12 protein-coding genes are annotated in these 12,035 nt (G+C 48.4%); 11 read left to right on the top strand and 1 reads right to left on the bottom strand.

The window, feature by feature from the left end:
- Positions 1-134: 134 nt before the first annotated feature.
- The 9 genes from MHH82_RS18415 to MHH82_RS18375 all read left to right on the top strand — a co-directional run bounded on the left by MHH82_RS18415 (position 135) and on the right by MHH82_RS18375 (position 7,729).
- Positions 135-410 carry a CD3324 family protein gene (locus MHH82_RS18415; protein ID WP_036660830.1) on the top strand — a complete coding sequence of 92 codons (276 nt, stop codon included), beginning with the start codon at positions 135-137 and terminating at the stop codon, positions 408-410.
- A gap of 160 nt (positions 411-570) precedes the next feature.
- Complete coding sequence (locus MHH82_RS18410; RefSeq protein ID WP_340967235.1) at positions 571-1,302, top strand: class I SAM-dependent methyltransferase; 732 nt, start codon at positions 571-573, stop codon at positions 1,300-1,302.
- Positions 1,303-1,491: 189 nt separating this feature from the next.
- Positions 1,492-2,004, top strand: a complete 513-nt coding sequence (locus MHH82_RS18405; RefSeq protein WP_036660828.1) for a GNAT family N-acetyltransferase — start codon at positions 1,492-1,494, stop codon at positions 2,002-2,004.
- Positions 2,005-2,055: 51 nt separating this feature from the next.
- A complete protein-coding gene (locus MHH82_RS18400) occupies positions 2,056-2,496 on the top strand; it encodes a hypothetical protein (RefSeq protein WP_015735836.1) in 441 nt (146 codons plus the stop codon).
- Positions 2,497-2,580: 84 nt separating this feature from the next.
- Positions 2,581-2,955, top strand: a complete 375-nt coding sequence (locus MHH82_RS18395; protein ID WP_015735835.1) for a VOC family protein — start codon at positions 2,581-2,583, stop codon at positions 2,953-2,955.
- Positions 2,956-2,985: 30 nt separating this feature from the next.
- On the top strand, positions 2,986-3,612 hold the full coding sequence (locus tag MHH82_RS18390; RefSeq protein ID WP_340967231.1) for a histidine phosphatase family protein: 627 nt from the start codon (positions 2,986-2,988) through the stop codon (positions 3,610-3,612).
- 288 nt (positions 3,613-3,900) lie between these two features.
- Entirely contained in the window at positions 3,901-6,144 is a 2,244-nt protein-coding gene (locus MHH82_RS18385; protein ID WP_340967229.1) for a stalk domain-containing protein, read from the top strand.
- Positions 6,145-6,500: 356 nt separating this feature from the next.
- Positions 6,501-7,154 carry a type A chloramphenicol O-acetyltransferase gene (gene catA / locus MHH82_RS18380; RefSeq protein ID WP_015735832.1) on the top strand — a complete coding sequence of 218 codons (654 nt, stop codon included), beginning with the start codon at positions 6,501-6,503 and terminating at the stop codon, positions 7,152-7,154.
- A 245-nt stretch (positions 7,155-7,399) separates the two neighbouring features.
- Positions 7,400-7,729, top strand: coding sequence for a four-helix bundle copper-binding protein (locus MHH82_RS18375; protein WP_015735831.1), 330 nt, complete (start codon positions 7,400-7,402; stop codon positions 7,727-7,729).
- 1,252 nt (positions 7,730-8,981) lie between these two features.
- Here MHH82_RS18375 and MHH82_RS18370 read toward each other — a convergent pair.
- Positions 8,982-10,187, bottom strand: a complete 1,206-nt coding sequence (locus MHH82_RS18370; RefSeq protein ID WP_251496670.1) for an MFS transporter — start codon at positions 10,185-10,187, stop codon at positions 8,982-8,984.
- Positions 10,188-10,336: 149 nt separating this feature from the next.
- Between MHH82_RS18370 and MHH82_RS18365 the strand changes: the two genes are divergently transcribed.
- Positions 10,337-11,557: an aminotransferase class I/II-fold pyridoxal phosphate-dependent enzyme gene (locus tag MHH82_RS18365; RefSeq protein ID WP_340967222.1), complete on the top strand. Its 1,221-nt coding sequence runs from the start codon at positions 10,337-10,339 to the stop codon at positions 11,555-11,557.
- Positions 11,558-12,001 (top strand): hypothetical protein, encoded by a 444-nt coding sequence (locus MHH82_RS18360; protein WP_340967221.1) that lies wholly within the window; start codon positions 11,558-11,560, stop codon positions 11,999-12,001.
- Positions 12,002-12,035: the final 34 nt, after the last annotated feature.

The following is a 12,035-nucleotide window of genomic DNA, read 5'->3' as shown; positions in this document are numbered from 1 at the left end:
GGCAAAGCTGCACGGAAATAACGGGCAGAGAAATTGTTCGGAGCCTACTTCCAACATGAATTAGCCGCTGTTATATTTCATGTGCAGGCTTTGCTCACTATTTACACGATTCCATGTAGATAGGGGCAAGGAGTATGAAATACGAAAAAGCACAACATATTTTGCCGGAACACGTAATCAAAACCATTCAGCAGTATATTGATGGAAGTTATATTTATATTCCCAGAAAGTCGGAGAACCGCAAGGGCTGGGGAGAACAAACCGGAGCCAAGCGAGATCTGGACGAGCGGAATCGGAACATTTTCAAGTGTCATATGAAGGGTGATTCCATTCGTACCTTGTCTGAACGTTATTATTTAACGGAGCAATCGATACGAAGAATTATTCGGGCCGAACGAAGGAGAAGTTAGAATGCAGCGATATTTGAAGGATCGGTGGCGATCTTCAGATATCGCTTTTTTTGGGTGTTTGATCCTGTTTAAGGCAGAATCAAACATAAACTTGAGAACCACGCATGAAGGAAGTAAGTTTAGAAGAGATATTCTAGACGAAGGAAGTGCTATAACGGTTATGACGCAAAACATTTATGATGATGAAGGATTCTTTCAGGGTTACAGCCAATTAAGTCGTTCCGTTCATGGCTTGGACGGCGCTCCCGAGTGGGAAACGCTGCGATCGATGCTGCCGGATCTGAGCGGTGCCAGCGTTCTTGATTTAGGCTGCGGGTTCGGCTGGTTCAGCCGATGGGCGAGGGAGCATGGCGGCGCCGAAAAAGTGATTGGGGTTGACGTGTCCGAGAATATGCTGGCACGGGGGAAGGCCGAAACGCAGGACTCCAACATTAGCTATATCAAAGCGGATCTGGAGACTTTGGAGCTGGATTCTGAAACGTATGATCTGGTGTATAGCTCGCTCGCTTTTCATTATATTGAAAACTTGCAGGGCCTCTTAAAGGAAGTGCATCGTTCACTTAAACCCGGGGGAAGCCTGGTATGCTCCGTCGAGCATCCGATATACACGGCTTCAAGCCGTCCCGAATGGATTCAGCATCCTAGCGGGCATCAAACTTGGCCGGTTGATCATTACCAGCAAGAAGGACCGCGTACAACGAATTGGCTTGCAGAAGGCGTAATTAAGCAGCACCGGACGATGGGCACCTATCTCAATATGTTGATCGGGCTTGGCTTTACCATAACTCATGTTGAGGACTGGGGTCCTTCTGAGGCACAATTGGCGGCACATCCCGAATGGGAGGAAGAAGGTCACCGTCCGATGTTTATGCTGATGTCGGCCAGAAAGTAGCAGAGACCGAGTTTTTTGCTTAGCAACAGGTTATTTGTGGTAAAAATCGGGCAGCGGCCGGGACATTCGTCTTGGCCGTTTTGATTTCATGCATCAATTGCTGCGGAATGATTTACCAAGTTAAGGAAAAGCATTAAAATAGAGGTTGACGGTACTCACCATACCAATACATAACAGCGAGGTAACCCTATGGACATTACATTGAAAGTTTTGGATAACGCAGACCTTAAACGTATTTGGAAAGAAACATTTGAACAGCAAAAGATACAAAGATCGGATGAGTATTATGATCGTTGTGAATTTGAAAACCAAATCGGCATACGCATCACGTTGTTGGCTTTTGTACAGGGTGAGCTGGCCGGCGTATCGCATTTGAAATATGAGTCGGCTTATCCGTATTTTCGGGATCAGAACATTCCGGAAATCAATGATCTGAACGTGTTTCCCGAGTATCGGAGAAACGGGATCGCCAATCGGATCATAGAAGAATTCGAGATCATCGTGAGCAAGAAACTGCCGCGTATCGGCATCGGGGTGGGATTATACAGAGACTATGGAGCGGCTCAAAGAATATATGTACGGCGCGGTTATATTCCGGACGGCAACGGGATCATGTACAACAACGAACCTGTGGTGCCGGGCGACATGGTATGCGCGGATGATGATCTGAACTTGTATTTGATTAAAGAGCTGATTTCATAAAGCGGCCTGCCGCATATCGGTTACAGTTGAATGCGTGCAAGGAGAGTGGATATGAACTTCATCATTCGATTAAATATGGCGGCTGCTTTGTATGCGCTGTTCCCTTTTGCCGGGATTGAACTGATGGTCAACGTGTACCGGATTGGCAGATTGACAGGGTGGGACCTGGATCACGTGAATGCGCTGACCTTAGTCTATTGCGTTGCTGGATTCATTCTGTCGGGTTGGGGGGTTCCGAAGCTGGTCCGATATTGGTTAAACGGTCGCAAAGCAAGTTTTTTTGCTCTAATTTTATGGATTCCCTATTTCATGATGCTGGTATACATTACGGCTGCATGGTTCCCGATCACGAATCCGGCCGACAAACCCACCCCTGTAACAGGACTCATTGCCATAGCGGGATTGGCGCTTTACCCATTCTACTTAGCGGTTCTTCATCTGTTTGGCATTGCGTCAATTTCTGGGGATCCGGGAGAAGATCCGATCACATGAGCGATCCGGGATATACGGGAAATGAAGGATTAGCAGTAGAGTCGTCATGAAGAGGGCTAGAACAGGAGATAAGGAGACAGAACCATGAGTACAGGGTTTTCCCATTGCTTGCAAATCTTTCCGACATCTGATATCAAGAGGACAAGTCAGTTTTATGAGGAAATCGGGTTCCGTGCCGTGAACTATCTTGATGCAGACGAACCGCATGTGTGCCTATACAGGGACTCCATTGAAATCGTATTAACGATGACAGACGTGGAGGTCGTGCCGAATCGAATCCGTTACGGTTACGGGTACGATGCCTATTTTGTTGCGGATGGACAACAAGAGATCGAGCAGGAGCTCATGGAATTGAACGTGAAGATTGTCAGACCGTTAACCATAACGGATTATAACAATCATGAGCTTGTGTTTGAGGATGTGGACGGGCGCTGGATCGCCGTTGGCAACAAACAATAAACGCTGAAGGATGTAAGTGAGGGACTGCATATGGTTGAAATTCTAGTCGTCAGACATGGACAGTCGGAAGCGGATATTCTGAATCGATGTGAAGGATGGGCAGATTATGCTTTAACAGACCTCGGTCAACAGCAAGCACGGCTGCTGGCGGATTGGATTCATCGTGTTTATGCGTTGGATGCGATTTTTTCCAGCACGCTTCAGCGGGCCAAGCAGACCGCTATCATGATCGCCGAAACGACAAAAGTTCCCGTCACCTATGATCCTGATTTGATCGAGCAAAATAATGGGGTTATCGCGGGGATGCTGAGAGAAGAGGCTTTGATAAAGTACCCTCTGCCCCTGGGCGGAAGGAAACGGCATGATGCTATTGATGGTGGGGAATCTGAAGTACAGCTCAGAGCAAGGGCCGAGCAATTCATGTCCAAGCTGTTTACTACCTTCGATAACGAACGTGAGTTGAAAAGCGTCTGCATTGTTTCTCACGGCGGGATGATCTCGATGTTATTTCGGAGCTTCTTGAATCTTCCTTATCATACCGACATTCATATTCCGACAGGTGATACGGGTCTTCATCTGTGGAAATATGACCCGGCAAGCGGGAGAAAGGTTATTGCGGTTACGAATTTGCAGGAGCATCTGAACGTCGAACAATGAGCTCGGTGATTACAATGTCTATATTGTATATTCCAAAATGGTGATGAATCGGAACCTGAGGAAGGTTAGTGGATTGATGATATCTAGGAGCATCTATATGAAATCTGCCGTGTGACTTATTAGTCCCGTTACAGCTTTGATGCTGTTTCGGGATTTTTTATAGGTTTTTAACAAAGTTCTACATCATCTTAAATATTATTCACAGTTCAGAGAAACTTTTTTACCAAAATTTACGTCTAATAGTATGACCTCATTAAAATATCAAAAAGGATTAGAAGGAGTTATGTAATGAAACTGAAGAAACGATCATTGCTAACCGTATTGGCTGTTGCCCAACTGGCCGCAGCTTATCCGGCGAGCGCGGATGCCAATGCCGCAGACCCAACGCAACCGTCAGTCACCCAAGAAGTGTATGAGCAAAATTCAGCGGCAACGAAATCACTGAAATCCGGGGGTACAGACGCTACAGGCGCTGTTCAAGAGTCATCCGATACGACAGAGACAGAAGGAACTCAAGCGCCGGATGAAGCAGGAACCAACGAAACAGGTACAACCGAAACAGGAACGACCGAAGTGCCGGGGACGGAAACCGGTGAAGTGCAAGAACCGGGAACGACTACGGAAGGGCAGAACAACCAGAATAACACGCCATCCGTGACGGGCAAGGAACTTATTCTTTATTTTAATAGCACGAAGATGGTCCAAGACGGCGTTACCTACAATGCACCGCAGCCGATGCAAGTCAAGAAGGGAGTATCCTATGTTCCCATTCGTGCCCTTGTGGATCGTGTAGGCTTCAAGGTCACTTACGATAAGAAGACCAAAGAAACGATTATTACCAAAGGAAGCAATGAGCTCCGCTTCAAAACGGACAGCAGCAAGTATACCGTCAACGGCGTGACCAAAACGATGAAAGGCACCTCTTACCAAACCAAGAGCACCTTCATGGTTCCGCTGACAGCCATCACGCAAGCGCTGGACATTCAATATAAAGTGGACAATGTTGGCAAGCGTGTTATCATGAGTCTGGAAAGCAAGCCGGTTGCGAAGTTTACGGTAGGCCCTAAAGAGATCTTTGCAGGGCAGACTACAGTTACCTATACACCTCAGGTTGAGAATGTGCAAGGTGAAATCATCGACGAACGTTGGGAAGGCAAGCAAGATATATTTGATGCGCCAGGTCAATACATAGTCACTTACTCGGTTCAGGATTCGACGGGAGCTTGGAGTGAACCATACAGCCAATCGATTACGGTCGTTCAGCCGAACCTTCCGCCTGTAGCCATGTTCGAAACCGACAAGATGGAGTATAAAATGGGTGAGCTGATCACCTATACGGATCAAAGCTACGACGACCAGGACAAGAACGAGGACCTGACGTACAAGTGGGAGAACAAAGAGTATGCCTTCTTCTCGCCTGGCGTGTACACCATCAAGTTGACCGTCACCGATAAGAAGGGACTTAGCTCCTCTTACGAGACGACTATCAACGTAACGAACGAGACGTTGTATGAGCAAGACGATTTCAATATGCTCTTCATTCCGGAAGGAGAGAAATTCTCGTTCCTCGGCAACGTCACTTCGCGTCCGAAAATCAATTATGATTTTTACGACGAGCCGAGCACGCTGATCCGCAGCAACAGCCCTGAAACCGTAAACAGCGAGGGCATCGTGTATCAAGAGACAGCGGTAGGCGACATGCGCTTCATGATTCACCACGTGAACAATCTGAACAAAAATGTGAAGATGTACGTGATTGCAACTAACAAGAACACTACCCCGGTAACGCTCAGACAAGATTACCTGGGATTTGCAGGTCCATCGCCGATTGCGACGGCAGCAGGCAAAAAGTCCGTGCTGAACTATTTCCAATCCATGCAAGACGGTTCGAAGCGAACTTCCGTAACGCTTGCACCTGGCGAACAGAAGCTGGTCATGACGGAGCTGAGCGAGATACGAATGAAGCAGGGGCATGTCATTTCCCTGTACTCGGATATGTATAGCGACCTTCCGATCCAGTTTGACGTCGTGATGATTGACGAAAAATCCGATCCATTAAAGGTGCTGAGCACGCTGCCGATCCTGGATCGCGATGGCGTTCATAACCGCGGCACCTATCCGGATTCGACGCGGATCATTCGTTATTCCGAGCTGGTGGGGGCAGAATCCCAGCGTCTCGTTCTTGGAGACAACCAGGATGACCCTAACCTGCAAGGCATGGATCCTATGGTCGGAGATATTACGCACAATACCGGCAACTTCGGCGTCCTGTATAAAATCACGCTGGATCGCGTAGCACCGAATACTCTGATCTCGTTTAACCCGCGGGGCGGCAAGTACTCGGGTTATGCCATGATGAATGGAACGATCGTACCGATTTATTCCTTGGGCCAGGTATCCCCAGGAGAGCAAGCGGTTCTCTACCGTACGGGCGATTACGAGCAAAAGGTTGAAATCATGCTGACGGCTGCGCCGGGAAGCAATTTGCCGGTAAACCTGCTGTTTACCCAATTGCCGGAAGTGATTCATTAAGATTGGAAGGATAAAGGCTTTGCAACTTGAGCTTCTGCTTGAGGAGCGAAGCCTTTTCTTTTGAGCGTATCCCGTCGACGAGACGCGCTGAGTTGAGTTCAAAGGTACATAAGCAGGCGGGAGCATGGATTGTCATTCTCTATTTTTTAAGAGCGTGATGATTTATAATAGGGACACAACGCAATATGAGCGTTCAACACGGCCTTTTTCTCTGATGCGTGAAAGTCGTACGGGATTTTAAATGTAATCGTTGAGCTTGCTGACTGATATATAAAACTTTGGAGTGATGGCTTGTGGTTAAAGCGGTGGATGTACCCTCCTGAAATAGAACGATTTTATTTTAGGAGGGCAAAAAAATGAATTTCCATACCATTGATATTGAGCGGTGGAACAGACTGCCGTATTTCGAGCATTACACAAACGTAAATCAATGCACCTACAGCATGACTCTAGACACGGATATCACGCTGTTGCTTCAAGCGCTGAAGATTCGGGGGTATAAGCTTTACCCGGCTTTTATTTACATGGTGACCCGGGTTGTCAATGAACGCGCAGAATTCAAAACCTCGTATAGCCCAGAGGGGCAGCTGGGGTACTGGGATTCCATGACGCCAAGTTATACTTTTTTTCACAAGGATGATCATACCTTCTCCTGTTTATGGACTGAATTTGTGAACGATTTTGATCGATTCCATGATCTATATGAGCAGGACATGGAACGTTATCGGGATGTCAAAGGGATCTTCGTTAAGGAGAATCCACCACCCAATACGTTTCCCATATCCATGATCCCCTGGGCAAGGTTTAGCGGGTTCAATCTGAATATTGCCAATGATAAAGAATATTTGCTGCCGATCATCACGGGCGGCAAATACGCCGAGCAGGGAGGGCGTATGCTGCTGCCGGTTTCAATGCAGGTGCACCATGCGGTGTGTGATGGTTACCATGCCAGCATGTTCTTTCAAGCTTTGCAAAAAATGGCGGATTCCTGTGAGGACTGGCTAAAATAATGGGATGTTCGATGAATGCTCAACTCGAAGTATATTAACGGGAAATGGTGCATTCATGGCATCATGAAAAAGGAGAGACGGCTGCTGCGCAGTCGTCTTTTTTTATCTAATCTAATCACACCTTTAAGCTCGACAACTCGATGCTCCAAAAAATCCTCATTGAATCTTCACAAGTTTTGGTTAATGACATACAACCTTGGTACAAGGTAATCCTATAATCGCTAACACCGAAAGGAGAATGTTGTATGTCACACGAATCATTTCAAAAATGCATCGAGGAATGCTTGCGCTGTATGGTGGCTTGTAACCATTGTTACACCGCATGTTTGGAGGAGCAGGATGTTGCGATGATGAAGGAATGCATACGATTGGATCGACAGTGCGCGGATATATGTAATTTCGCGGCTCAGGCCATGTCCACGAACAGCATGTATGCCAGAGAAATATGCAGGATCTGTGCCGATGTTTGTGAAGCTTGCGGAAACGAGTGCAAGAAGCATGATGCTAAGCACTGTCAGGAATGTGCGGAAGCCTGCTTCAGATGTGCGAAGGCATGCCGGGAGATGGCGGCTTAAGCAGGGGATCGATCGAGCAGATGGACGATTCGGAGGCTCGCTATATGCTGGAATGGTCCTGAAATTGGATACATGTAGACTAAGTGGGCAGATGTAGAATGAGGGGGCACCGCTGCCTGCTGGAGTGAGACTGTTATGGTGATTGTGAGGACAGCTAATGGGTGAGTCGGTAATACGTCGCAACCCCTATATTGGTGAAATCAGCCGAATAGGGAGATTGTGTGGACAGAGGATCCGCTATTTGCTGGTATCGGTACGATATTGGACACATATACACAGACGGAGGCTCTGCTACAGACTGAAAGTTGCCCCAAATGGAGTCGATGAGGACAGAGGATCCGTTATTACGCCGAAATGGAGTCCATCAGGGCAGAGGATACGCTATTTCGCCGAAATGGGCCTATTATGGTGATCAAGCGGACACAAGATCCGTTATTGCACCATAATCACGGACGAATCCACGCTAAATCCGACAATAGCGGATCTCAAGTCCGCATAATGCCATGAAATAGGTAAAAACAAAGGAATAGCGGAACCAGTGTCCTCTAATATCGGCAAGTCCAAGGGGTTTAACAAAGCTGTATCTATGGCGTTATCCTACTTAGGCAATCGGTAATGCGACGCAACCCCTGGTGTTTTTTTCGGTGAAATCAGCCGAATAAGGAGACGATGAGGACAGAGGATCCGCTATTTCGCCGAAATGGGCCTATTATGGTGATCAAGCGGACACAGGATCCGTTATTGCACCATAATCACGGACGAATCCACGCTAAATCCGACAATAGCGGATCTCTTGTCCGCATAATGCCATGAAATAGGTAAAAACAAAGGAATAGCGGAACCAGTGTCCTCTAATATCGGCAAGTCCAAGGGGTTTAACAAAGCTGTATCTATGGCGTTATCCTACTTAGGCAATCGGTAATGCGACGCAACCCCTGGTGTTTTTTTCGGTGAAATCAGCCGAATAAGGAGATTGTGAGGACAGCGGATTCGCTATTTGCTCGAATCGGCATGATATTGGACTCATGCCGATTCCTGCTGAACTGAATAACAGCATAACAAAAAGCTTACGCCGTTACATAACGGGTAAGCTTTTTGAATTCCAAATAGGCTTTGGATTTGGTTGACCATCGAATGAATACGAGTTTACTGTGCCGCTTTAGTGATAAGGTATCTGTTATAGCGAGAATGACCGATTTCCGCCGTACAAAAAAATCCCTCTCATCTGATCATGAGAAGGATTAAAATATTTCTATGAAGCTTTAACCGATGTCAGGAGCGTTAACTCCGATTGCTCTTGGTCGAGCTGATGGCAGCGGGAAGTTATGGCAAAAGCTCCGATAGCGAATGCAACTGCGGCCCACGGCAGGTAGGCCAGGCCAATGCTGTCCACGACCAGGCTGCCCAGAAGGGAGCCGAGCGCAATTCCCATGTTGGATGCAACCGGCATGAGCGTGGAAGCGAAGTCCTTGGAGCCGGGCGAAGATTCATCTGCCAAGTCAATCAGGTATAACTGAACGGCGGTACTGAGTGCAAAGGAGAAGCAGGCGACCAGCATCAAGGATGCCAATGCCATCCACGGGAGCGATAGGGTGAGGGCCAGAGCCGTCATAATCATCGCTTGGATGGTGAAAATCACTTTCAATTTAACCCTGGAATTGCCTTGCGCTACCTTGGCGCCAAGCCAGTTGCTTAGAATCGTGAAAGCGCCGTAAGCCAGCAGGACGGTGCTGATCCATTGCTGCGGTATCCCCAGCACGTTCTCTAACAGCGGCGTGATGTACGTGTATACGATAAATACGGAGCCTACGCCGAAAACCGGAATGAAGAATGCAAGACGAATCCGTTGATTTTTGAACAAGGCAAATTGCTGCTTCATGGAGCTTACGCTAATCGTATTGCTCTTGGGCATAACGGCCAACATGAACGCAAGCGGGATGATCCCCACAAGTGAAGTGACGATAAAAGCGGTTTGCCATCCAGCCATTTGGCCGATCTGCGTCCCGACGGGAACGCCCAGGACATTCGCTATGGAAAAACCTCCAATGATCCAGGCAACCGCGCCAGCCCTGCGGGAAGCGCTCATATGCTCGCTGGTTGCGGCAATGGCCAGCGACAAGGTCAATCCGCACAGAATGGCGGTGATGATGCGAATGAACAGCATGACAGGATACGTGGTGGCGAAGATGGTCAAGTAATTAAACACCAACACCGCAATGTACGCTGACAGGATGGTAACATGCCGTGGAATGCGTCCGAGCAGCGTCACTGCAAAAGGCGTTCCGAGCGCATAAGCGATAGCAAAGCAGGATACGAGGACACCTGCAGCCGCAAGCGAAATGCTGAGAGTTGCGCTAATGTCCTTCAATAATCCAACAATGACATATTCGGTGGTACCCAGCACAAAGGCTGCAAACGTAAACGCGATAATAAAAATGGTTTCTCTCAATCTGGTCATGGTTGTCTCTTCTCCTGGTTTCTCTTTTTGTATGGTTCGATCTTACGTTATGAAAGGCTTTTCAAGTCAAGCCCCAGATCTTAATTCCAAGAGAAGCTCAGCCGGCATCATGCTATAATATAGGAAAAAAAGTGGAGTGGGTGAATACCATGCCGAATCAAACTTCAAAGCGATCATGGCGTGCAGACAAATTATCACAGATCGGTTCTTCGATATTTGCCGAGGTCAGCGAATGGAAACAAGAAGCTGCCCAGGCGGGAAGACATATCATCGATTTGAGTATTGGCAGTCCTGACCGTGGTCCTTCTGAGGATATACGCGAGATCCTGAGCCAAGAAGCGCTGAAAGAAGATAACTATACATATCCGGGCACCAGAGGAACCATGGAATTCCGAGAGCAGTCGGCAGCATGGATGAAGCACCGCTTCGGCGTGAACGTCGATCCCGATACGGAAATACTGGCCTTAATGGGCTCTCAGGACGGATTATCGCATCTGGCTCAAGCCATATGCAATCCGGGGGATTTGGCTATTGTTCCGAATCCGGGATATCCGATTTATGCCGGAGCCCTTGCGATCGCAGGGGTAACGCCTTGGTATTTGCCACTGAAAGAAGAGCGGGGGTTCGTGCCCGATCTGGACAGCATACCGGAGGAGATTTGGATGAAAGCGACCTTCATCCTGCTGAATTTTCCGGGGAATCCGATTGCGGTTCAGGCCGATCTTGCTTTTTTTGAAAAGTTGGTCGGTTTGGCGAAAAAATGGGACGTGCTCATCGTCCATGACCTGGCCTATTCCGAAATGGGCTTTGACGGTTATCGTCCGATAAGCGTACTGCAGGCTCCAGGCGCCATCGACATCGCGGTGGAGTTTCATTCCTTCTCCAAAAGCTTTAATATGGCAGGCTGTCGCATCGGTTTTCTTGCCGGTCATGTGGAAGCTGTCGGCGCGCTGCGGGAATACAAAAGCAACATCGATTTCGGCGTGTTCAAGCCGGTTCAGACAGCGGCGGTCCATGCATTGCGTCAAGCCATGGCTGCTTCCAACGAGGAACGAGGTGTTGCTTCGCTGTATGAACAGCGCCGTGATGTCCTCGCAGCTTCCTTGGCCGAAGCGGGGTGGGACGTCCCTAAACCGCAGGCCACGATGTTTCTATGGGCGCGGCTGCCTGTAGCTTTTCGCGAGGAAGCATGGAGTTCGCGGCGGTTCGCCCGCGAATTGCTGTTGAATACAGGCGTGGCGGTTATTCCAGGGGATGCTTTTGGCTCTGAAGGTGAAGGCTACGTGCGAATCGCGCTGGTCCAGGAAGAGGAAGCGCTGCGCGAGGCGGCGGTGCGCATAGGGAAATTTATTGGAGGTGTTTCGCCGTAAATGAAATGGCTTGGAGTCGGCTTCGCCATGTTTCTGACGCTGGCGCTGTTCCCTCAGAGTGCGGGCGAACTCGTTCATCACCAGGCATCGTACATAGAGGAAGTTGAGGGTGCTGACAGCAACACGCCTTTTACGGTGCAATATATAGACTTGGATAAGTACCAAAGCGTCAATGCGTACGAAAACACGTTTACCACCATGCCGGAGCAGGGCAGCAAATTAACCGTTAAGGTTCATAACAAGAACAGCACGGGCCACGTGATGCTGAAGGTCTACCGGGGAACGGAGGAATTCGGATACGCGGATGTCAAAGCCGGCACGGAGGGAACCCGGACATTCGCCATGCATGACGGGCGTGGAGTAACGGGGGATTGGAAGGTTTACATTACGTCGCGAAACGGTCAAATTATGAACCTGCAGATTCAAGCAGGACAGCATGATTGATAGACGCTAAGACTACATTTTTCCATTCAAGTTG

This window comes from Bacillus sp. FSL K6-6540 (assembly GCF_038007545.1).
This window is presented reverse-complemented; position numbering and strand designations above follow the sequence as displayed.